Source organism: Stenotrophomonas sp. YJH_SMC_80 (assembly GCF_059372495.1).
Window position 1 is genome coordinate 23,176 of record NZ_JCAFVP010000021.1, and the last position, 22,324, is coordinate 45,499.

Here is a 22,324-nt window from a genome sequence, read left to right on the forward strand (position 1 = left end):
CCATACAAGATACATCATTGTATGGACTTGTGCATCTGCACGTATGGAAAAAACTGACCGATGACGCCACCTGCCGCCGGCCGCCGCCTGAAACACCCCAATCGCACCTGGGTTCGCCCCTTCCGCGAGGGCGCCGGCCCGCTGTACCTGCAGATTGCCCAGCAGGTACGCGAGGCGGTGGATGACGGCGTGCTGCGCCCGGGCGACCGGCTGCCGCCGCAGCGCGACCTGGCCCAGCAGGTGGGCGTGGACCTGACCACCGTCACCCGTGCCTTCGCTGAGCTGCGCCAGGCCGGCCTGCTCGATGCGCAGGGCGCCGGTGGCACTTTCATCGCGCTGTCGGCCGGCAACCGCAGCACCTCGGTGGACCTGAGCATGAACATCCCGCCGCTGCTGGGCAGCGCGCCGTTCGCACAGGGCATGGAGGCCGGTTTCCAGCACGTGGGCCAGCAGCTGGGCCAGGGCGAGCTGATGAGCTATCACGTCGGCGCCGGCACCCGCGAGGACCGCGCCGCCGCCGTGCAGTGGCTGGCGCCGATGCTGGGCACGGTGGGTGCCGACCAGGTGGTGATCTGTCCCGGCGCGCAGACCGCGCTGTGTGCGCTGATCCTGGCCCGCACCCAGCCGGGCGAGCTGATCGCCGCCGAGCAGCTGACCTACCCGGGCCTGCTGGCCGCCGCGCGCGTGCTGCAGCGGGGCGTGGTGCCGGTGGCGATGGACGCCGAGGGCATGCTGCCGGACGCGCTGGAGGAGGCCTGCCAGCTACGCCGCCCGCGCCTGCTGTACCTGGTGCCGACCATCCAGAACCCGACCACGGCAACGATGTCGGCACAGCGCCGGCAGGCCCTGCTGGCGGTGGCCAAGCGCCACGATCTGACCGTGATCGAAGACGATCCCTACTGGTTGCTGGCCGGTGACGCCGCGCCACCGCTGGCCGCCCACCGCGACGCCGGCTGCCCGGTGTATTACATCTCCACCCTGTCCAAGTGCCTGGCGCCAGGCCTGCGCACCGCCTATCTGTTGGTGCCGGCCGGCGAGCCGATGGAACCGGTGCTGGACGCCCTGCGTGCGATCGCACTGATGCCGACTCAGTCGATGGTGGCGGTGGCGTCGCAGTGGATCCGCAGCGGCCAGGCCCAGGACATGGTGCAGCGCTTCCAGCAGGAACTGCGCGAGCGCCAGGCGATTGCCGCGCAGTACCTGCCGTCCCGTGCCCAGGCGCATCCGGCCGGCCTGCATGTGTGGCTGCCGCTGCCGCCACGGCTGGACCAGTACCGGTTGATCCAGGCCGCACAGGAACAGGGCCTGGGCATCGCCAGCTCGGATGCCTTCAGCGTGGAAGAGCCGCCGCCGGGCAACGCGATCCGCCTGTCGCTGGGCGGCGCGGTCGACCAGGGCGCGCTGGCCGGGGCGCTGGCCAAGCTGAACGAGATTCTGTCCGAAGCCCCCGAGGCCCGGCACAACGCCATCGTCTGAACCGGGTGCATGGCACTTTATCCATACAAGATGATATTTTGTATGCAATGTATGGATGAAGGGACGTGCATCGATGCGCGCCGAGAAACTGAAGTTCCACCTGGTGATGGCCGGCTGCGGTGGCTTTGTGGTGTTGATGCTGGCCGCGCTGGCCTGGGTCTGCCTGCAGCCGCAGACCGTGGACGTGCAGGCCGCCGAACGCCACGCCATCGAGCAGTGCGTGCAGCGCAGCGAGGATCCGTCGCGTAGCGAGATCCAGCGCCGCGCGCAGGCCGATTCCTGCCGCGAGATGCGCAAGCAGTACGTGCACAAGTTCGGCCGGGAAGATTCCTGATGGGCGCAGCCGCGCCGCGTCGCCGCTGGCTGCTGCCGACGATGATCGCCCTCGCCTGCCTGTTCATGGCCGGCGTCGCCGCTGCGCTGTGGCAGTACTTCGGCTACAGCGCGCAGTCCACATTCACCGAACAGGCCATCGTCTTCGACGACTCGCAACTGCGCTTGCCGGCCAATCTGGCCGGTGATACCGGCCGCATCCGCGTGGTGCATTTCTGGGACCCGGCCTGCGGCGTGTGCAACCGCGAGACCGGTGCGCACCTGAGCTACCTGATCAGCATGTACCGCCGCGCCGGCATCGACTTCTATGCGATCCGCCGCCCGGGTACGCAGGGCGAGCTGCCCGAGCCGCTGCGCAACAAGGTGATCAACCTGCCGACCATTGATGGCATCGAACACATCCCGGCCAGCCCCGCCGTAGCCATCTGGGATCGCCAGGGCCACCTCGCCTATGCGGGGCCGTACAGCATCGGCATGGTCTGCAACTCGGCCAACAGCTTTGTCGAACCGCTGCTGGACAGACTGGTGCGCGGCGAAACCGTGCGCCCGAAAGGACTGCTTGCCGTGGGCTGCTACTGCCCCTGGCAGGCCAAGCGCTGAGGACGCGCAATGACATCACTGACGCTGGCCGGTGCGGCCGCCGCAAACAACAACGGCGGTCACCTGTCCGAACCGACCGATGGTTATGGACAGGCTCCCGCCGTTGGAAGCAACGATACGCCCCGACATGCTCCGTACATGCCGCGACCGGATGTCGCAGCGCGCGAATGGGTGCAGGACGTGCTCGCGCACAACGGGCCGATCTACCTGCGCATCGTCAATTCGCTGGAACGCACGGTGCGTCGTGGCGGCCTCGCACCCGGACAGCGCCTGCCCTCGCAGCGCGCGTTGGCGCAGCAGCTCGGCATCGACCTGACCACGGTCACCCGCGCCTTCGATGAAGCACGCAAGCGCGGCCTGATCGAGGCGCGCGGGCCACAAGGCAGTTTCATCGCACCGCCCAAGGCCGGCTTCGACCAGGTCGTGGACCTGAGCATGAACGTGCCGCCGGTGCCCGACGCCGATGCGCTGGCTGAGACGCTGCGCCGTGGCGCCGCCGCCGTGCTTGCACGCAGCAACGCGCCCAACCTGATGACCTATCACCTGGGCGGTGGCAACCCGACCGACCGCCACGCAGCGGCGCGCTGGCTGCAACCGATGCTGGGAAAGGTGGACGACGCCTGCCTTTTGCTGACCGAAGGCGCCCAGGTGGCGCTGGCCGCGATCCTGGTCAGCCAGGGCCGCGACGATGATGCGATCCTCTGCGATGCGCTGGTCTATCCGGGCCTGCTGCAGGCCGCCGCCGCACTGGGCCGGCGGCTACTGCCGGTGGACAGCGACGAACACGGCATGTGCCCCGATGCGCTGGCCCGGCTGGCACGCGAAAGCGGCGCGCGGTTGGTCTATCTCAATCCGACCTGCCAGAACCCGACCGCGCTGACCCTGCCGCTGCAGCGGCGCGAAGCGCTGGCACGCGTGCTGGAGCGCGAAGGCCTGCTGGCGATCGAAGACGATCCTTACTGGCACCTCGCCGAGGATGCACCTACACCACTGGCGGCACTGGCACCGCGTCATGTGTTCTACGTGGCGACGCTGTCGAAGGTGATCAGCCCCGGCCTGCGCACTGCGTTCGTGCAGTGCCCAAGCGCTGCGCACGCCGAGGCGATGACGGCTGCATTGCGGGCGACGCGGCTGATGGGTCATCCGCTGGTCTCGGCGTTGGCCAGCCAGCTGCTGCTGGATGGTTCGGCGCAGTCACTGCTGGCCCAGGTGCGCACCGAGGCACGCGAGCGCATGCGCATGGCGCGCTACCTGCTGGCACCGTCGCTGCTGCAGCGCGCGGAAGGCCTGCACGCCTGGTGCCGGGTGCCGGCGCCGTGGACCGACGCCACGCTGGTGCGTACCGCACAGCTGCAGGGGCTGGCGATTGCGCCATCTTCGGCGTTCTGTCCGCCAGGGGTTTCGCACCAGAGCGGCGTGCGTTTGTCGCTGGGGCTGGCGGCGGACCGCCGACAGCTGGAGAGTGCGCTGCGACGGATTGATCGGTTGTTGTTGTCGGACGCGTTGCCGGCGATCGAGCGGTAGGTGTGGAATGGGATGTGCCGACCAACGGTCGGCACCCACCCGATCGGTAGTGCCGGCCGCTGGCCGGCGGAAGATTCCCCGGCACGGTTGGAATGTGCCAACCAAGGTTGGCACCCACTCGATCGGTAGCGCCGGCCGCTGGCCGGCGGAAGATTCCCCGGCACGGTCGGAATGTGCCAACCAAGGTTGGCACCTACCAAAGCAGGGTCAGGCCAAGGCGGAGAGGGCCTTCACCAGCGCATCCACCTGCTCCGGCCGGGTGAACACCGACGGCGTCACCCGCACGCAGGCGCCGGAGTCCAATCCGTCGCGATGCGTGGTGAACACGCGATGCTCGTCCAGCAGGCGCTTCTGCAGCGCAATGTTGTCAGCCACGCTGGTGCGCCCGCGCAGGCGGAAGCTGGCCAGCGCACTGGCCAGCGCCGGGTCCGGCGAGGACAGCACTTCGATGTGCGCCATCTGCCGTGCCGGCAGCGTCCAGCGCTCACGCAGGTAGCGCAGGCGCGCCTGCTTGTTGGCGGCACCTATGCGCTGGTGCAGGGCGATTGCTTCCGGCAGCGCCAGGTAGGCGGCAAAGTTGACCGTGCCGGTGTGCACGCGGCTGCCCACGCGGCCGTCGTCGGTCTCGCCCATGTACGGGTCGAGGTCGGCCACACGGCCCTTGCGCACGTACATCGCGCCGACGCCGACCGGCGCGCCGATCCATTTGTGCAGATTGATGCCCACGAAGTCAGCCTCCAGGTCCGGCACGGCATAGGCGATCTGACCGAAACCATGGGCAGCATCAACGATCACATCGATACCGCGTGCGCGCGCACGCTCGGCGATCTCCGCCACCGGCAGCACCAGCCCGTGGCGATGGCTGACCTGGGTCAGCAGCACCAGCTTCAGGCGCGGCAACCGCGCGAATGCGTCCTCATACGCCTGCAGGATCTGCGCGTGGTCCGGCACCGCCGGCAGCGCGATACGCTCGACCTGCACGCCGCGACGCTGCTGCAGCCAGCGCATCGCGCCAATCATGCTGTCGTAGTCGATGTCGGCATACAGCACCTGGTCGCCAGGCTGCAGGCGGTTGTAGCCGCCGATCAGCGCCAGCATCGCCTCGGTGGCGCCCCGCGTCAGTGCGATCTCGTCGGCGCCCACGCCCAGCAGTTCGGCCACCTGCCGCTGCACCGCCATGTACTGCGCCGGGAATTCACGGCGACCGTACCAGGCGTTGCCACGGTTCACCTCGGCCGTTTGGCGCTGGTAGCTGGCCAGCGTCTCGCGGCCCATCGCACCCCAATAGCCGTTTTCCAGGTGGTTCACTTCATCGGTGATGTCGAAGTGGCTGGCCACGGCGGCCCAGTAGCCTTCATCGCGGGCCAGCACGTCCGGCGCCACGGTCGTTGCGGGTATCTGCATGGGCGCAGCGTAACGCGCGGCGGCCATGGCAGGCAGTGAAGATAGCGCAGCTGCGGCCGGCAGCAGGGTGCCGGCGCGCAGCAGGTTACGGCGGCGGCTGTCCATCAGAAGGCCAGCCGGTACTGCGCGTACAGGTTGGCACCGTCGGTGTCGTACGGCGCGTTGCGCGAGTAGACCAGGCCACGGCTGGCCTGGAACGTGGCCTCATCCGGGTAGCGATCGAACACATTGTCGGCGCCCACGCGCAGGCTGTGGTGCTCGTTGATGCGATAGCCCACGGCCAGGTCGAGGAAGCTCATCGCACCGAAGCGCTGGTAGATGTCGCCCACCGCGTTGCCGCTGGAATCGGTCCAGGCGCCGTAGTAGCGCATGCGCGCCATCAGCGACCAGGCACCGATGTCCCAGCTGCCGGTCAGACTGCCCTTGTGCTCGGGCAGCCGGTCTTCGAACAGCACGCGCTGGGTTTCGTTGGTGGCCACCGAGGTGCTGCCGTTGTCCACGCGGGTGCGGTTGTAGTTGTAGGCCAGGGTCAACGTCATGCGGCCGGCGCCGAGATCACGCAGGTAGTTGCCGACCACGTCCACGCCGGTGGTGGTGGTATCGAAGTCGTTGGTGAAGTAGTTCACCGAGGTGTAGCCCAGTGGATTGGGCGTACCGGCCGGAATGGCGAAGCTGGCCGACTGGCTGAAGCGGTCGGTGAGCTTGATCTGGTAGACATCCACCGAGCCGGACAGGCCCAGGTCGGTGCGCCAGGTCAGGCCCAGCGAGGCGGTGCGCGATTCTTCCGGCTTCAACGGCTTGGCTCCAAGCAGCTGCGCCAGCGGATCGTTCGGCGACAGGCGGCCACTGGTGAAGATCTGCAGCGTGCGCGTGTCCAGGCCCTGGGTGGTGCTGGTGGTGTTGAGCTGCGCCGGCGTCGGTGCGCGGAAGCCGCTGGACACGGTGCCGCGCAGGGCCACGTCCGGGGTGATCGCAAAGCGCGCCGACAGCTTGCCATCCAGTGTGCTGCCGAAGCTGGAGAAGTCCTCGTAACGGCTGGCCGCACCGATGCTCCAGCGCTCACCCAGCGGCACCTCCATGTCCACGTAGGCGGCCTTGCTGCGCTGGCTCCACTGCCCGGCCTGGCTGGCCGAGAAGCCCGGTGCACCGTTGGAGTTGGCTTCCAGCCCAGCGGCAGCGCCCGGGCCCACGGCGTACGAAGCCGGATCACCGGCACGCACCTGGTAGGTCTCCTGGCGGAACTCGCCACCAAAGGCAACGTTGATCGGCTTGGACAGCGCGGCGACGTCCCATTCGTAGTTGAAGTCGGCGTTGGCGTTCTTCTCGGTCTGGGTCAGGCGGCCGAGATCGAACGCGGTCGGGCTGGCGGGACCCAGCGAGGCGTTGATCGAATTCTTTAGGCTGTAGTCGATGGCATTGCGGCCATACGAGGCGCTTACATCCCAGCGCAGCTTCGGTGTGATCTCACCGCGCAGGCCACCGACCAGCTGCAGGTCGTTCTGGACGTTGCCGTACTGCGGGCTGAAGCCCACCGGGTACAACGAACGCAGGTTCCAGCCCGGGAAGATGGCGGTGGTGCGATACGCGCCGGTGGTGGTGTCCGGGTTGCGCCAGTTGAAATCGCTGACACCGTCGCTGTGGCTGTACAGACCGAACGCATACAGTTCCAGTGTCTCGCTGGCGTTGGCCTTCACGTTGAAGCCGACGCGGCGGCTTTCCAGCTCCGGCTGGCCCCAGCGCTGCACCGGGTTGGGAACCTCCAGCGCGGGATGCGCGGCCTGGAAGGCGATGGCATCGGGGCGCTGGCGGGTGCGCGAGGTGGCATCGGAATTGGAGGATTCAGCGAACAGCACCAGGCTGCCATAGTCGCCCAGCGACCAGCCGGTGCGCGCACTGAAATCGCGGGAGGCACCGTCGCCCTGCGCGTACTGCGAATAGCCGGCGGTGATCTCGGTGCCCGGACCATCCTCGAGGATGATGTTGATGACACCGGCGATGGCGTCCGAGCCGTACTGCGCCGATGCGCCGTCGCGCAGCACTTCGATGCGCTTGATCGCGCTGGTCGGAATCTGTGCAAGGTCGGCCGCCTGTGCACCACGGTTGCCGAGCAGCGCGCTGCGGTGGAAGCGGCGGCCGTTGACCAGCACCAGGGTCTGGTCCGGCGACAGGCCACGCAGGGTGGCCGGGCGCACGAACACCTGGCCGTCGGCCATCGGCAGGCGCTGCACCACGAACGACGGCACCAGCTGGGCCAGCACGTCCTTCAGGTCGGTGGATTCGACGGACGTGATGTCTTCCTTGGTGAACACGTCCACCGGCGCCAGTGTTTCGAACTGGGTGCGGTTGGACGCGCGGGTACCGGTGACCAGCATCGCGTCGAGCTGGGTGGGTGCGGCGCGGTTGCCGCCTGCGGCATCGACCGCATCGGCCTCCGCTGCGATCGCGCCTCCTGCGCTGGCCATGGAAAGGGCAAGGAGGATGGAACGCGAAAGCTTCGAACGATACACGGCAGGGCTCCGGGAGGACGCGACAGGGCCAGCACCTGTTCGGAAACAACAGGGCTGGACAAGGCGCGCAGTCTCGGCGCGATGTGTGAAGGGGGCATGACGTCAGTACGACAGCTTGATGCGCCAACCAAGATTGGCCCCTGCCAGGGCTCATCCGTAGATCCACGCCATGCATGGATGGGCAATGCAGACCCACGCCCCATCCCCGCACACAGCGGCTAGCCGTTGCCGTCGTCGCCAAAGCCGAAACGGGCCGGCCGTGCCGTTCGCAGCGGAACGAACATCATGGCGGCGAACACCACCAAGGCGGGGGTGGACATGATCCAGATGCCCCTGTTGCGAATCCCGATCCCCATGAAGTCGACCTGCAGATCGCCGATCCATTGCAGCTGCGTCAGTATCATCACCAGCCCGCCGATAGTCGCGCACGGCAACCCACCGTGACCGGCCCCCAACAACGTCGGTGTCAGAAACCCGCCCAGCAACGCGAAGCCGACACGGTACACCCAGGGATTGCCGCGCCACCGTGGCGCGCCGAACAACATCAGCAGCATCAGCGCCAGGGTCAACAGACTGGGAAGTACCCAGAGGGCAAGCAGCATTTCGATCATCTCGATCATCGGCCGGGCTCCGCTGGCCTGGCATCCCACGTCGTCGATCGCATTTTCCTGCCCCATAACGTCCATGAAGCGCGCATTGTTGCCGGTACGCAGGCAGAGGCAAAGCCCCGGCAGCGCAAGAACTGCTAAACGCCGCGCCTGCCGATCCGCTACTGTGCCGGCATCGGATCCGGGGAACGGCAGGATGAGCGCGGCAGGCAAGGCGTTGTGGTACATCGAAACCCATGCGGACCAGCCCTTGGCGCTGGCCGATATCGCCGCTGCAGCGGGGCTGTCGCCGTTCCATCTGTCACGCCTGTTCCAGGCCCGCACTGGCACCTCGGTGGTGCGCTACCTGCGGGGACGGCGCCTGACCGCTGCGGCGCAGCGGTTGGCCGACGGGGCGGGGGATATCCTGCAGGTCGCGCTGGGAGCCGGCTATACCACCCATGCCGCGTTCACCCGCGCCTTCAACGAACAGTTCGGGCAGACGCCGGAACGGGTACGCGAACAGGGCACCGATGGCCTGGCGCTGGTACAGGCGATCCGCGTGGACGATGCGCCGGCGCCCTGCGGTGAGGCGCCGCGACTGCTCGACACGCCCGCTTTCCAGGTGGCGGGCATCGGCATGCGGCATACCCGCGACAGTGGCGGTGCAATTCCCGGCCAATGGGCGCAGCTCAACCGCGAATGGCCGACGCCCGCTCCGATCAGCTTCGGTGTGTGCTGCAACAGCGACGACGATGGCGGCTTCGATTACATTGCCGCACTGCCCGCCAGCGCGCTGCCGACCGTGCCGGCGCACTGGCAACGGGTGGACGTGCCGGCGCGCCGCTATCTTGTGGCCTGGCACGGCGGGCACATCTCGGCCATCCGCTCGACCTGGTTCTGGCTGCTGGATCATTACCTGCCCGGCTCTGGCCTCAGCCTGGCCAATGCACCCGATCTGGAGCGCTACGACACCCGCTTCGACGAGCACACCGGCAACGGCGGCGTGGAGATCTGGTTGCCAGTCGACGAACGTCCCAACTGACAAGGAACTGAAGATGCGCATGATGGCCGCTGTGCTGGGAATGATGCTGATGGTCTCCACTGCCATTGCCGAGGGCAGCGAGACGCAGGCGGCCGGCGAGCGCCACGGCGCCACCACGGTGGCCAGCGCGGCTGTACGCGATGCGCAGCACCACGACGCGCTGCGCTACACGGTCTGGTACCCCGCACAGGCCGGCAGCCGGGAAACCGCGCTGACCCTCGGACCACCCGATGCGCCGCTGTTCGACGTCGGGCGTGCCGCAATGGATGCGCCGGTGGTGGGTGATCGCCTGCCGACGCTGCTGCTGTCGCACGGTAACGGCGGCAGCGCACGCATGATGGGCTGGTTGGGCACGGCGCTGGCGCGGGACGGTTATCTGGTGATCGCGGTCGATCATCCCGGCAACAACGGTGCCGACGAGATGACGCTGGCCGGCAGCATGCTGAGCTGGCTGCGCGCGGATGATCTGCGCGCTGCGTTGGCCGCCGTGCAGGCCGATCCGATCCTGGGCCCGCATGTCGATCCAGAGCGGCTGGGCGTGGTCGGCTTCTCGGCCGGTGGCTACACCGCGCTGCTGGCAGCCGGTGCACGGCCCAGCCTGCAGCGACTGCTGGCCTTCTGCACCGCGCACCCGGATGACGGCGTCTGCCAACCGCAACAGGAGGCGGCCACGCACACGATGCAGGCGCGCCGGGCCGCTGCGGCTTCGCCCGCGCTTGCCCCCTGGATCGCCGAGGCTGACGCACAGCGCGCGATTCCCGGCGTGCGTGCCGTGTTCCTGCTGGCACCCGCCATCGTGCAGGCGTTCGCGCCCGCGCAGCTGTCCGCGTTGCGGCAGCCGGTATCGATCATGTTGGGGGCCGCAGACACCGTCGCGCCACCGGAGACCAATGGTGAGGCCGCACAGGCGCAGATTCCGCGCGCAACGCTGCAACGCCTGCCGGACGTGGGTCACTACGACTTCCTGGCGGCCTGTACCGCTGTCGGCGGGCAGAGGCTGCCCGGGCTGTGCAACACGTCGGTTCCGAGGGCGAAAACCCACCGGCAGGCGGTGGATGCAGCCACGCGATTCTTCGCCGACGCACTGCGCTAGTGGCCGCCGGGTGCGGCCCGGCGCTACAGTGGTCGCGTCCACGGAGGAACGATCATGCGTCTGCTGCACCTCACCCTGCCGGTCTCCGATGTCGGTGCCGTGGCCAGCTACTTCCACGATGTGCTGCAGCAGCGCGTGGTCGGCCCCCATGTGCACATCGGCTGGAGCACGATCGAACTGCAGCCCGCTGAAGGACGTGCGCTCGGAGGCGTGCACCTGGCCTTCAACGTACCGGACAACCGCTTCGGCGAGGCAATGACCTGGCTGCGCGAACGCACGCCACTGCAGCGCAATCCAGCAGGGCTGGATTACTTCGCGCTGGAAAGCAGCTGGCAATCGCAGTCGGTGTACTTCACTGGCCCCGATGGCTTGATCCTGGAACTGATCGGCCGCCGCCGCTTGCCCGACAGTACGCATCAGGGCGCCTTCCACGGCAGCGAACTGACCTGCCTGAGCGAGGTCGGCCTGCCCAGCCACGATGTCGATGCCGTGCGCGAACAGTCCAGCATGCGATTCGGCCTGCAACCGATCAGTCCGCCTTCGGCGCAGTTCGCGCCGATGGGCGACGACGAAGGCCTGCTGATCGTGGTTGCTGCGGACCGGCGCTGGTTCCCCGAGCAGAAGGACCTGCCCAATGCGCAGGGGCTGTTGCTGCAGGTCGGCGACGTGGCCGGCCCGGGCGTTGTGGAGGACGCTGCACTCGGCTGGCGTGTGCAGGCGACCTGATCTACCAGCTGCCCGACGCGCCGCCTCCGCCGCTGCGGCCGCCGCCTCCGGACCAACTGCTGGAGCTGCTCGACGACGAACTGCTGGATGACGAACTGGACGCGCTGCGGTGGCCGCCGGATGATCTGCGGCTGCCGCGTGCCTTCTCACCTGGCAGCATGGTGAAGATCCAGGTGAAGTACAGCACGAGCGTGCCGGCACTCCACCCGATCGTCGTGGCGAGGCGCGCAACCGGGCCGGCGCGATCGATGGCCAGCAGTGCGAAGAGCACGTAGCCCGCAGTCAGCAGCAACAGCACTGCGCACCTCACCCCGAAGCTGCTGCGGTCCTTGTGCCAGCGCGCGCGGCACGCCTGTACGAAGAAGAACACCAGCATGGCCACGATGCCTACCGCCAGGTCCAGCAACGTGTGCAGGGCCAGACTGGGTGGCAACTGGCCACGCACCACCATCACCACGAAGAACCCCGAACTGACCCCGAGCATGCCGAGCAGCACCACGCGCACACCGCGACTGCGGTGCCAGCACCAGCCAAGCAGGCTCGCCACCGGTACGCACAACGCCAACACGATGCAGAGCGCTGCCAGTGCCTGGCGTGGCGCCCACATGGCCGCCGCCAGCAGGCCCGCGGCCACCACGGCCGTCACCAGCAGCGGGCGGGCCCAGGCCGGCAATCGCTCCGGGTGCGCCTGCGCCGAGGGCGGCGAGCGCCACAGACCCGCAAGGAAGCCGGCCAGCAGCGTCAGTGCAACCACCGAGTCTGCGCTGCGCCAATCGGCCGGCAGCACGTTGCGCATCGATGGTTCTTCCCATGCCGGTAGGTCCTCGCCATCGATCAGCGCCACTATGATCTTCGTTCCGTCCAGCACTCCCTGGTCAAGGTCGCCATCGCGGAAGCGCGGCACGATCGCCTTGTCGATGATGCGGGCGGCATAGGCATCGGGTATCGCGCCCTCCACGCCGTAACCGGTCTGGATGCGTACACGGCGGTCCTGCACGGCCACAAGCAGCAGCACGCCATCGTCAACGCCTTCGCGGCCCAGCTGCCACTGGTCGAACACCCGCTGTGCGTAAGCTTCGATGCCCTCGTCGCCAACATGGTTGACTACCAGCACCTGCAGCTGCGCGCCGGTGCGCGCCTGCAACTGGGATGCCTGCGTGCGCAGTTTTTCGCGGGTATCCGCCGAAAGTGCGTTGGCGGCGTCCACCACCGGATCATCCAGCGCAGGGACTGCAGCACCGGCCATCACCACCATCGGCAACAGGCACAACAGCATCAACAGCCATTTCGTGGCCCAGGTGCACGTCATCCTGCGCAGCATCTTCACGTGCCCTGCCCCACCTCGATCTGCGCATGCAGCGCCTGCAGCTGTGCCGCCGTCTGGTTGAACACCTGGAGATCGGCGTCCACCAGGGCCGCCCAGTCAGGCGCGTGCCCCAGCAGTTGCGCCACCTGCTCGTTCGGCGCGCGATCGAAGCCCTCGCCAAGCACGGCAAGATAGCGCGCACGGAACCCCTCGGGATCGCGCTGGTCCTGCACATACAACTGCACGGCCAGCAGACCCGCATACAGGTAGTTCACCAGATAGTTCGGGTCTTCATACATCAGGCGCTTGCCGATCCAGGTGTTGCGCAGCTGCGGGTAGCGCTCCGGTTGCTGGCCGAAGCGTGCGAGCACCCGCCCGGTCAGCGCGTCCAGGTCATCGGCGGTGCCCAGCGTGCCGGCGGCAACGCCCTGGTAGATCGACTGCTCCAGCTGCGCTTCCTCGGATGAGGTGAACAGCTGCAGCACCATGTCGTCCAGCAGCGATTTCAGGTAGTAGGCCTTGGCACGCGGGTCCTGTGCCTGCTGGTACAGCTGGTCGCGGAAGCGCAGCTCGTTGTAGATCGCGAACGCCTCGGTCAGCCACTGGCTGCCATTGCGCTGCAGCGGCGACGCATGACCCCGCTGCATCCACTCGCCGTGCAGGGCATGGCCAGCTTCATGGGCGATCTCGACATCGCTTTCCAGGTCCCCGCTGCGGACACCAACGAACAGCATTGCCGGCACACCGGGAGCGCTCACGGAGAACGCGTCCTGGCTGCGGTCACCGCGTTCGGTGGCCAGATCCATGCGGTGGCTGGCCGGATCGAGCAGCGCGCGCAGTTCAGCGACGTACGCCGGGCCCAGGTGCTTCATGGCATCGGCGGCGTTGTCGCGCAGCTGCGCCAGCGTCAGCACCGGTGGCGTGTAGCCGGCATCGGGCACCGTGGTATCCCAGATCTGCGGCGCGTCGATGCCCGATCGCGCAGCGTGGTGCAGCAGCATCTCCTGGTAGGCGCGGCGGTCTCCCGCATGCTGTTCGATCGCCACCAGCGTTGCATCCACTGCGGCAGTATCCAGGCCCATGCGCTGATAGCCATGTGCCGGCGCCGAGCCGTCACCCTGCAGGCGTGCCGCGGCGTCATTCACCTGCACCAGCCCCAGCAGCACCGACGCCATCGGCTCACGGCGCGATTGCAGGCCTCGCCAGTAGCCCTTCCAGCCCGCCTCGCGCAGGGCGCGGTCGGGCTGCCGGGCCAGTGCCTGCCTGTCGCGCCCCGTGTCCCAGTGCCGGCCGCCGTGCTCGATCTGCGGGTACTCGGCGCTGCGCAGGATCTGCCCACGCAGGCGCGCGAAGCTGTCCAGCGCCGGATCGGCCAGTGCCTCCACGGCCTCATCCAGCGCGGCGTTGGCCGGGGCGGCGGCCTCCTTCAACGCGCGTGCGCGCAGGAAGCCATAGGGTGCTGCCCATGGCGCATCCGCGGGCGCCTCGCGCAGAGCGGCGCGGCCGCTGCGGGCAATGCGGCTGCACAGCCCCATCACCTGGTCCAGCGCCTGGGCCGGACGCTGATCACGCGCATTGCGGGCGGCCTGCAGGTGCAGGTAGCTGTGATGGCGCAGGCACTGCGCCTCCAGTACCTCGGCCTGCCGGAAGTGTTCCGCGGGTGCAACGGTGGACGCCTGCTGCAGAGCCTCGACGCGCTTGCCCAGTGCGTCACGCGCGGCCTGTTCGGCGGTGGCATTGGCGAAGTAGGCGCGGTCATCGGCATGCACCGACTGTGCCTGGGCGCCGCTGAGGGAGGCTATCGCCAGCACAGCTGCGATGGCGGTGGTGGTGGCGTGCTTCCTGAAAGCCTGCATCGGCGTCTCCCTGCCTGGACCAGGGATCGAGCCTAGCAGTCACTGGCCCGCCGCGCCTGTGCCGGATCAGGTTTCAGATCGACTCGTCCTCACGCTTGACCAGTGTCCAACACGGCGTCTGCGCAAAGGTGTAGGTCTGCTGGTCGCTGCTGTCCGGCATACGGATCTGCACCTGCCGCTGCCCGTCGGCCAGGAGGCTGACCTGCATTTCGCGGCCCTGCCCGGCCAACGCGGCAGGATCGGGCATCACCGGCCACTCCACATCGGCCAGCGCCAACCGGCTTTCCACCTTGCGCGGTTCCGGCTCGGCCTCTGCATCGATGTAACTGTCCAGCAGCGGATCGGCAGTAGCCTTTTCCTGCAGCGCGATCTCATTGCCGAAATGCTTCAGGAATGTATCGAATTCCGGGTGGGGGCATTCACTGCGTGCAGCCACAGGTGTGGGCTCGGCGGCAGTGATCGCCGGCGCCGCTGCGGCAGGCCCGGCTTCGCCCGCTGTCTGCAGCGGCTGCGGCGCTGGCGCGCAGGCAATCAGCACCACGCCACAGGCGAGCATCAGCAGTGCGGCAGAACGGTATCGACACATGGGCTCATCCTGAATCCGGTCCGGTCGCTCCATGCTACCGCGCGCCCTACAATTCCGGCATTCCGCCTGTCCGAGAGTCCTCATGCATCGCCTCCTGCTCCTGATCGGCCTGCTGCTGCCCGCCCTGTGGCCAGCGGTGGCGATGGCCGTCGATGTCCACGAAGGCGATCTGCTGTTTGTCACCGCCGGCCGCAGCGGCCTCAGTGCCGCCATCGACGATGCCACCGGCAAGCAGGGCGCGCCCAGCTTCGATCACGTCGCCCTGGTCGCTTCCACGCCGAAGGGCTGGGAGGTATTGCATGCGGACGAGAAAGGATCGCGCCGGCAATCGCTGGTCGAGTTCCGCCAGGAGGCGCGCGCCAAGCAGCGGCAGATCGTGGTCTATCGCCTGCATGCGCCGCAGCAGGCGGCCATCAAGGATGCGGTCGCCACCGCGCGCACGATGCTGGGCAAGCCGTACAACACGTCGTATGTGTTGAACGAGGACAGCTACTACTGCTCGGACTTCATCGAACGCGCCTTCCGTGCGCACCACGTGTTCGCATTGCAGCCGATGAACTTCCGCAACCCGCAGACCGGGGAGATCGCCCAGCACTGGGTGGATCTGTACCGCGGCATGGGCATGGACGTGCCGCAGGATCAGCCCGGCACCAATCCGAACGACATGTCGGCAGCGCCGGTGCTGCAGCGTGTCGGCGTGCTGGAATAAGCAAAGCCCCGCACGGGGCGGGGCTTCGCATCACCGGAGCTGGTGGCGAGGTCACTCTTCCTCGTCCTGCCCACCCTGCTGCTGGTTGCGCTGGTTGCGCTGCTGCTGTTCCTGCTGCTGTTGCTGCTGCTGGTCGCGGCCACGACCCTGCTGCTGATCCTGCTGGTTCTGCTGGCCCTGCTGCTTCTGGTTCGGGTTCTGGTTCTGCTGTGCCATGTCCGATCTCCAAAGCCACTCGCGGAATGCGGTGGACGTGGCCATCGTCTGCAGCGAATGGTTAATCACGCGTGGGTGCGCGGCTACATCTGCGTGTACGCCTGTGAATGAACGCGCAGAAGCCCTTGTGGCACAAGCGGCTGAAGAATTCATGCGGGTTCGGCATGTGCTCATGCAGTGGTCAGCATGGCGCGCATTCATGGCGTTCTCAGCCGGAAACACGCGCGGAAGGAGGCTGGCTTCCCAACTCACGCAGGCAAGCAAGCCCAGCATTCAGGGCATCACCGGCGGCACATACGCCAGGGTCATCCCCAGCAGCCACAGCAGGCCCAGCACCAGCGGGATGTGCACCAGCAGCTGGATGAAGGTGAAGCCCACGATGTCGCGTGCCTTCAGGCCCAGTACGCCCAGCAGCGGCAGCATCCAGAACGGATTGATCAGGTTCGGCAGCGCTTCGGCCGCGTTGTAGACCTGCACCGCCCAGCCCAGGTGTGCCTTCAGTTCGTTGGCGGCCTGCATCACGTACGGCGCCTCGATGATCCACTTGCCACCACCGGAGGGCACGAAGAAGCCGAGCACCGCCGAGTAAACGCCCATCACCAGCGCGAAGGTATCGGTGCTGGCCACGTGCACGAACAGGCTCGACAGCCGGTGCGCCAGTGTCTGCCCGTCGCCACCGGCAGCGTGGGTGAGGATCATCGCGATGCCACCGTACAGCGGGAACTGGATCAGCACGCCGGTGGTGCTGGGCACCGCCTTGGCCACCGCGTTGAGGAAGCTGCGCGGCCGCCAGTGCAGCAGCAGGCCCAGCGAAATGAACAGGAAGTTGTAGGTGTTGAGGTTGGCGATGGCGGTGACCACCGGCTTGTTGGCGAACTCGTTGAACAGCCAGCCGAACGCCAGCAGCGAGAGCAGCACGGTCAGCAGCGGGCTGTACTCCAGCCATTCGCCCGGGCGCGTGCGGCGCTGCAACGGCTCCGGCTCGGCCTGCGCGGCGCCGGGGAAGTCTTCAGCGGTGCGGGCACTGCCGGCGGCCGGTGCGGTCAACCAGGCGATCAGCAGCGAGACCAGGATCAGCACCGCGGTCAGTGCGATCGACTGCCACAGGAAGATGGTTTCGGTGAACGGCAGGACGCCGGTGATCTCGACCAGGCCCGGCGGCATGCTGGCCGGGTTGGCCTGCAGCTGTGCGGCCGACGAGCTCAATCCCATGGCCCACACCGCACCCAGGCCGAGGTACGCCGAAGCACCCGCGGCGCGGTAGTCCATGCGCAGTTCGGTACGACGGGCCAGCGCACGCACCAGCAGGCCACCGAACACCAGCGAGAAGCCCCAGCTGAGCAGCGAAGCGAGCATGCTGACCAGGCCCACGTACACCACCGCACCGCGGCCGGTACGCGGCACCCGGGCGAGGAAATCGATGAAGCGTGCGACCACCGGCGCGGTGGCCACGGCGTAGCCACCGATGACCACGAAGGCCATCTGCATGGTGAAGGGGATCAGGCTCCAGAAACCGTCACCGAAGGCGCTGGCGGTGGCCTGCGGGGTCGAGCCGAAGCCCATCGCGGCCAGCGCGACGATGACCACGCCCAGCACCGCGAACACGTACGCATCGGGGAACCACTTTTCCGCCCAGGCGGCCGAGCGCAGCGCTGCGCGCGCCATCCAGCCGTCCTGTACTGCTGCCGTCGAGGCCATCGCCTACCCTCCCAGGTTCGATGGATCGATTCTGGGCGGTGGGGTGCGGCCTGTCAGCCACCTATTGGTCGTAGGTCGCGGAGGAGGGTAGTGCCGGCCGCTGGCCGGCAACCTCGGGATCGTGCACGGGTGCAGCCGGCCAGCGGCCGGCTCTACCAGACCTGGGGACGGTCGCAGGTAGTGGGTGGCGGTAGTGCCGGCCGCTGGCCGGCAACCTCGAGATCGCACACGGGTGCAGCCGGCCAGCGGCCGGCTCTACCAGATCCAAGCATCATCGCAGGTGGTGGAAGGCGGTAACGCCGGCCGCTGGCCGGCAATTTCCCAATTGGGATGGTCGTGCAGCCGGCCAGCGGCCGGCTCTACCTCACCTTGGGCTCAACGCAGTGCCAGATCCACGGCGATGCCGGCAAACAGCGCGGCACCCACCCAGTTGTTGTGCAGGAACGCCTTGAAGCAGGGGCCGCGCTCGCGGTTGCGGCAGATCCAGAATTCGTACACCACCAGCGCGGTGGCCACGGCCACGCCGGCCAGGTAGTACCCACCCAGCACGCCACGCACGCCGACCAGCGCCATGGTGGCCAGGAACAGCGCGTACAGCACGCCCTGGATGACCAGGTCGAGGTCGCCGAACAGGATCGCGGTGGAGTGCGAGCCCATCTTCAGGTCGTCCTCGCGGTCGACCATGGCGTACCAGGTGTCGTAGGCGGTGGACCACAGGATGTTGCCGGCGTACAGCAGCCAACCCAGCATCGGCACCTCGCCCTGCACGGCGGCGAAGGCCATCGGGATGCCCCAGCCGAACGACATGCCCAAGTAGACCTGCGGCAGGTGGGTGTAGCGCTTCAGGTACGGATAGCTGGCGGCCAGGAACACGCCGATGAAGCTCAAGCCGATGGTCAGGCCGTTCAGGGTCAGCACCAGGCCGAAGGCCACCAGCATCAGCACGGCGAACAACGCCAGCGCGGCGCGGCCGCTGATCGCGCCGGTGGCCAGCGGACGCGCCTTGGTCCGCTCCACGTGCGGGTCGAGCCAGCGGTCGGCGTAGTCGTTGATGACGCAACCGGCCGAGCGGGTCAACCACACGCCGGCGGTGAACACGAACAGCGTCCACAGCGGCGGCAGGCCGCCGGCAGCCAGCCACAACGCCCACCAGGTGGGCCACAGCAGCAGCAACGTGCCGATCGGGCGATCAGCGCGCATCAGACTCCAGTAATGCCGCCAACGCGGCGTCGCCGGCGACTGCGGCGAAGTGAGGGGGGTATCAGCCATGGCGATAGGATACTCCTGCCCCTCCGGCAGGGCTTTGCCGGTGGGGGGAGATTTGTTCGACGAAACTGGATAGAATGCCGGTCCCGCACCGCTTCATGGCGCTGCGATGCCCGCCCCGGCACTGGCCGACGGCGCGGCGGTTCTACAACGCGCCCGTAGCTCAGCCGGATAGAGTAGTGGCTTCCGAAGCCATTGGTCGGGGGTTCGAATCCCTCCGGGCGCGCCATTTTTCCTTCATTGCCTGTACGCAGCGTCCCAACCGGGCGATGCTGCGAAGTCGCAAGGAATCCGGCTCGCCGCCAGGAATGTCAGGGAATGAACGTTGCCGAGCGATGTTCGCAACCGGCAGCGTCCTGTACCACGATGGAGTAATTCGCGCCCGCGCTGGATGCGCCGGGCAGGAACAGGCCATCACCATCGAACAGAACGCTCTGCTGTTCATCCTGCCCGACCGACAGCCCGATCGCTCCCGGTGTGATTTCCTCAAGGATCACGTTGTAAGGCCGCCAGGCATCTTCGCCTGTGCGCCTCATCTCTGCGCGAGCGGTCCTTGAGTTCAACCTGCGTCTCTCATCCACCCACAGCTGAAGCGGCTGACCAGCGTTGTGGCTGACCTGGAAGCGCCCATAGGTCAGCCCGTCGATGCTCTCGGTGCCGATGTAAGTGAATTGGGCCGGCTGACACTTCGTCGTGCGGTTCGGATGCGCCGCACAGGATGTCAGTGCGGCCGCGAGGCAAAAGGCAGTCAGGCGCTTCATGGGTTCGAGGCCTGATGTGGGTGGTTGTCGCGGCGGAATGCGGCGGTGAGGGCAACCAGCACCACGCCCCAGAGCGGCGTGAGCAGCACGACGCTGATCACCGTCAGCGAAACCGGTACCTGCCAGAGCAGCGATGGCCTGAATCCGCTGAATCTGTAGGCTTCCAGTACAAGTACCACGACCTGGGCCAGAAGGCCCGCGAGCAGCCCCAAGCCAGCCCCCTTGGCAAGCCGCCTGAACGTCAGGCGGCCAGCGGCGGGAACCCGTGCGCCCATTCCCAGCAACAGAAGGCTGACGGCATACAGCCAGAAGAAAACCTGATGTGAGTCGAAGGCGTAAAGCGCCCTGCCCACAAAGTGCAGGAACAGCCAGAGTGCTCCACACGACACCGCGTAGGCCAGCCCGTACCGAAGAATCTGCCTCGCTTCATCTTGTACCTCTCCGAGGCGTGCAGGCCGATCGCGTTCTGTTGTGGAGGAGCGCGGGAGCTCATGCACCTTGCCTCCTGCTTGGCGGCCTACTCACGCAGCCCATCGCGCAGCGCTCGAGAGTACCTGCCTGCCCGAGTCACTGCCGACACCGAACCGGGAACGCAGTTCGCTGAGTACAGGATCCATGATGTTCATCGAGCTGCACGCACGGTAGAGCCCATTGCGTTGGCCCGATGGTGATCCGTCCTGTAATCCATCCCTGCGTCAGCTCCCTGCCGGCCTACATGCCCCGCAACCTGCCCCAGCTCAAGCCAAGCGGTGCGTGCGCCGTGGGGTGATGCCCTCAATCGATCAATGCGCCACAACGGCCAATCGCTCCGCACCCACCATGGATTCGCATGAAAAAGAACAGCCCGTCCCCATCTGGCCTAGCGGTCTACTGTTACGCCTGTGATCGATAGCTCGATCGTCCCGGGAAGCTCTGCTCAAGAATCATGATTTGACAGGAATCAACCGGCCTTCCCAAGCGCCCTCTACTAGAAGTGCAATCTTCTGCGCCGACAGAGGCCTCAATGAAGACCACGGTGTCGCCAAGCCGCTCAACAGCTGCAATCTATGCCCCCGCCCGCAAACACACCAACAGAGCGCTCGCAAATGAAATTCCCACTTCCCTATTCCCACCTCAGACCCACACACATAAGAATCTTCAAAGCGCTCCTGAACACCCTCCGAAGACCTTGGCAGGCCTCTTACTCAGGCTCACAGCAACCACTCGATGCACTTGCTCCCCACAACTTCCCATTACCCCGTACAAGATGAGAATTCCATTGTCATTTATGTAGCCGACAAAACTCCCGCCTCCTGCACCCGAGGCCGCTCTGACGAGATAAACAGTCTCCCCCTCTGCCGGCACTAACCCATTCAACTGTAGTGGCGCGAATTTCTCAGCAGCATCCGATGCTTGGATGATGCTCAAGTTCTGATCGAGCATCCACTGAGCAATCGATTTTTCGCTCTGCGGATTCAAGGTGGCCAAGCGGTCACTTCGAAGTGTCGTCGAGTTCCCAGGAATGATCTCATCCGATGAAAAGTCCACCCAATCTGAGTTCCATTCAATGTGTTTGATCTGGCTAGTGCCACAGCCTCCGAGCAATGGAAGAAGGAGCGCAGCCACGCGTAGACTCACCATCATTTGCACCCCAACCGCTTCTTGATAGCGTCCCGAACCCTATCGTCTGGAACGCCAAGATGCTCTGCCATGATGTTTCCCTCCCACCCCGGAACGGGCTTGGTAGAACGAGATGGCGCCTGCGACACCACATCGTACATATCAAAACGACCATCGTACTTGAATTTCATCAAATGCCCTGCTTCGTGCGCAGCCGTCCACTCAGTGTTTCCTGCATACCATTTACCGACACTGCCTCCAGTTACGGTCGCCCCCCCTCCCCAGCGGAACCTCAACACGGTTTAACCGACCTTTCTCCGGCTGGCTAACAGTCACTGTAAATCCGGGCGCAGACCAGGTCGATTCAATTGCATTTATCATTTTACTCAAAGTCTCAGGAGTAGCTCCCTCAGCACTGAAGCGAATAGGGATGTCGATATGAACTCCACCATCCACGCAAATGCAATTGGCCAGCAGTCCGAGCGGATCAACCGCCTGCACTGGATCAGCTGATACATAGGAGAAGGTAGATACCCCCCGTCGAATCCCATCGGATCACTCTGCGAATAGCGCCCCGCTGCCGGGTCATACTCCCGCTGGTAGTTGTAGAACAACCCACTCGCATCCGTGGCCTGCTGGCCCGGGAATCGTAGCGCCAGCTCGAACGCCCCACCATCCCCATCCGGATCAGCGTTCGGAATCTGGTTGCCGAACACCTCGCTCTTGTTGTTCCACTCCCAGATCGCCGCATCGCGCATCGGATCGATCACCACGCGCGGCGTACTCAGATGATCCGGCTGCACGTAGGCCAGCTGCGGAACACCGGTACTCGGCACATTGATCAGCGCCACCGGATAGTTGTCCAACCAGATGGCCTGCAACTGCGCCTGGCCCGTGGCCGAGTAGTTGCCCAGCCACTGCCCGGCCTCATCGTACAGCGTGATCTGAGCTGCGCCACCGGCTGGAGTACGCAGCACGCGCTCGCCGCGATGGTTGTAACCGTAGCTTTCCAGCACGGCATCGCCCTGCTTC

The 22,324-nt window shown here is 66.6% G+C and carries 21 protein-coding genes, 1 tRNA gene and 1 pseudogene; 9 read left to right on the plus strand and 14 right to left on the minus strand.

Going from position 1 to position 22,324, the window contains the following annotated elements:
• The first annotated feature begins 60 nt into the window (after positions 1-60).
• The 4 genes from AC5P99_RS20150 to AC5P99_RS20165 are packed head-to-tail and all read left to right on the plus strand — an operon-like array spanning position 61 to position 3,933.
• Complete coding sequence (locus tag AC5P99_RS20150) at positions 61-1,476, plus strand: aminotransferase-like domain-containing protein (RefSeq protein WP_108270663.1); 1,416 nt, start codon at positions 61-63, stop codon at positions 1,474-1,476.
• A gap of 55 nt (positions 1,477-1,531) precedes the next feature.
• On the plus strand, positions 1,532-1,810 hold the full coding sequence (locus AC5P99_RS20155) for a hypothetical protein (protein ID WP_005414763.1): 279 nt from the start codon (positions 1,532-1,534) through the stop codon (positions 1,808-1,810).
• Complete coding sequence (locus AC5P99_RS20160) at positions 1,810-2,409, plus strand: DUF6436 domain-containing protein (protein ID WP_088436439.1); 600 nt, start codon at positions 1,810-1,812, stop codon at positions 2,407-2,409. The genes AC5P99_RS20155 and AC5P99_RS20160 overlap by 1 nt, the downstream gene beginning before the upstream one ends.
• 9 nt (positions 2,410-2,418) lie before the next feature.
• Entirely contained in the window at positions 2,419-3,933 is a 1,515-nt protein-coding gene (locus tag AC5P99_RS20165) for an aminotransferase-like domain-containing protein (RefSeq protein WP_024957990.1), read from the plus strand.
• Between the two features lie 207 nt (positions 3,934-4,140).
• Here the strand turns inward: AC5P99_RS20165 and AC5P99_RS20170 are convergent, their stop codons facing one another.
• The 3 genes from AC5P99_RS20170 to AC5P99_RS20180 form a co-directional block, all read right to left on the minus strand.
• Positions 4,141-5,442, minus strand: coding sequence for an aminotransferase class V-fold PLP-dependent enzyme (locus AC5P99_RS20170; protein WP_329756974.1), 1,302 nt, complete (start codon positions 5,440-5,442; stop codon positions 4,141-4,143).
• Positions 5,442-7,844: a TonB-dependent receptor plug domain-containing protein gene (locus AC5P99_RS20175; RefSeq protein WP_329756973.1), complete on the minus strand. Its 2,403-nt coding sequence runs from the start codon at positions 7,842-7,844 to the stop codon at positions 5,442-5,444. Before AC5P99_RS20175 ends, AC5P99_RS20170 begins: the two co-directional genes overlap by 1 nt.
• Positions 7,845-8,062: 218 nt before the next feature.
• On the minus strand, positions 8,063-8,680 hold the full coding sequence (locus AC5P99_RS20180; protein ID WP_237398821.1) for a hypothetical protein: 618 nt from the start codon (positions 8,678-8,680) through the stop codon (positions 8,063-8,065).
• On the opposite strand from AC5P99_RS20180, the gene AC5P99_RS20185 reads away from it, so the two are divergent.
• From AC5P99_RS20185 to AC5P99_RS20195, 3 genes are read left to right on the plus strand one after another with little or no spacing between them, the layout of a single operon-like run.
• Positions 8,649-9,476: an AraC family transcriptional regulator gene (locus AC5P99_RS20185; protein WP_049417720.1), complete on the plus strand. Its 828-nt coding sequence runs from the start codon at positions 8,649-8,651 to the stop codon at positions 9,474-9,476. The genes AC5P99_RS20180 and AC5P99_RS20185 overlap by 32 nt on opposite strands.
• 13 nt (positions 9,477-9,489) lie before the next feature.
• Positions 9,490-10,569, plus strand: coding sequence for an alpha/beta hydrolase family protein (locus AC5P99_RS20190; RefSeq protein ID WP_099481411.1), 1,080 nt, complete (start codon positions 9,490-9,492; stop codon positions 10,567-10,569).
• Between the two features lie 54 nt (positions 10,570-10,623).
• The gene (locus AC5P99_RS20195) at positions 10,624-11,295 is read left to right on the plus strand and encodes a VOC family protein (protein WP_049451179.1); all 672 of its coding nucleotides are present in this window, start codon (positions 10,624-10,626) and stop codon (positions 11,293-11,295) included.
• Between the two features lies 1 nt (position 11,296).
• Here AC5P99_RS20195 and AC5P99_RS20200 read toward each other — a convergent pair whose 3' ends face one another.
• The 3 genes from AC5P99_RS20200 to AC5P99_RS20210 form a co-directional block, all read right to left on the minus strand.
• Complete coding sequence (locus AC5P99_RS20200) at positions 11,297-12,616, minus strand: TPM domain-containing protein (RefSeq protein WP_495213497.1); 1,320 nt, start codon at positions 12,614-12,616, stop codon at positions 11,297-11,299.
• A gap of 2 nt (positions 12,617-12,618) precedes the next feature.
• Positions 12,619-14,457, minus strand: a complete 1,839-nt coding sequence (locus tag AC5P99_RS20205; RefSeq protein WP_164221625.1) for a M3 family metallopeptidase — start codon at positions 14,455-14,457, stop codon at positions 12,619-12,621.
• Positions 14,458-14,530: 73 nt separating this feature from the next.
• On the minus strand, positions 14,531-15,043 hold the full coding sequence (locus AC5P99_RS20210; RefSeq protein WP_149501366.1) for a hypothetical protein: 513 nt from the start codon (positions 15,041-15,043) through the stop codon (positions 14,531-14,533).
• An 82-nt stretch (positions 15,044-15,125) separates the two neighbouring features.
• Between AC5P99_RS20210 and AC5P99_RS20215 the strand changes: the two genes are divergently transcribed.
• Complete coding sequence (locus AC5P99_RS20215) at positions 15,126-15,752, plus strand: YiiX/YebB-like N1pC/P60 family cysteine hydrolase (protein ID WP_012481514.1); 627 nt, start codon at positions 15,126-15,128, stop codon at positions 15,750-15,752.
• A gap of 51 nt (positions 15,753-15,803) precedes the next feature.
• On the opposite strand, the gene AC5P99_RS20220 is transcribed toward AC5P99_RS20215, so the two are convergent.
• The 3 genes from AC5P99_RS20220 to ubiA form a co-directional block, all read right to left on the minus strand.
• Entirely contained in the window at positions 15,804-15,968 is a 165-nt protein-coding gene (locus tag AC5P99_RS20220; RefSeq protein ID WP_005414774.1) for a hypothetical protein, read from the minus strand.
• A gap of 273 nt (positions 15,969-16,241) precedes the next feature.
• Positions 16,242-17,666 (minus strand): short-chain fatty acid transporter, encoded by a 1,425-nt coding sequence (locus AC5P99_RS20225; protein WP_005411492.1) that lies wholly within the window; start codon positions 17,664-17,666, stop codon positions 16,242-16,244.
• Positions 17,667-18,041: 375 nt separating this feature from the next.
• Positions 18,042-18,935, minus strand: a complete 894-nt coding sequence (gene ubiA, locus AC5P99_RS20230; protein ID WP_187757027.1) for a 4-hydroxybenzoate octaprenyltransferase — start codon at positions 18,933-18,935, stop codon at positions 18,042-18,044.
• Positions 18,936-19,084: 149 nt separating this feature from the next.
• Between ubiA and AC5P99_RS20235 the strand changes: the two genes are divergently transcribed.
• A tRNA-Arg gene (locus AC5P99_RS20235) sits at positions 19,085-19,161 on the plus strand.
• A gap of 82 nt (positions 19,162-19,243) precedes the next feature.
• On the opposite strand, the gene AC5P99_RS20240 is transcribed toward AC5P99_RS20235, so the two are convergent.
• The 5 genes and pseudogenes from AC5P99_RS20240 to AC5P99_RS20260 form a co-directional block, all read right to left on the minus strand.
• Positions 19,244-19,693, minus strand: a complete 450-nt coding sequence (locus AC5P99_RS20240) for an adhesin (protein WP_088436429.1) — start codon at positions 19,691-19,693, stop codon at positions 19,244-19,246.
• Positions 19,690-20,190 carry a hypothetical protein gene (locus AC5P99_RS20245; RefSeq protein WP_227832755.1) on the minus strand — a complete coding sequence of 167 codons (501 nt, stop codon included), beginning with the start codon at positions 20,188-20,190 and terminating at the stop codon, positions 19,690-19,692. The genes AC5P99_RS20240 and AC5P99_RS20245 overlap by 4 nt, the downstream gene beginning before the upstream one ends.
• 640 nt (positions 20,191-20,830) lie before the next feature.
• Positions 20,831-21,298, minus strand: coding sequence for a hypothetical protein (locus AC5P99_RS20250; RefSeq protein ID WP_234411817.1), 468 nt, complete (start codon positions 21,296-21,298; stop codon positions 20,831-20,833).
• 14 nt (positions 21,299-21,312) lie between these two features.
• On the minus strand, positions 21,313-21,483 hold the full coding sequence (locus tag AC5P99_RS20255) for a hypothetical protein (protein WP_154329644.1): 171 nt from the start codon (positions 21,481-21,483) through the stop codon (positions 21,313-21,315).
• A 283-nt stretch (positions 21,484-21,766) separates the two neighbouring features.
• Positions 21,767-22,324: pseudogene (locus AC5P99_RS20260) on the minus strand (RHS repeat-associated core domain-containing protein); the annotation flags it as partial.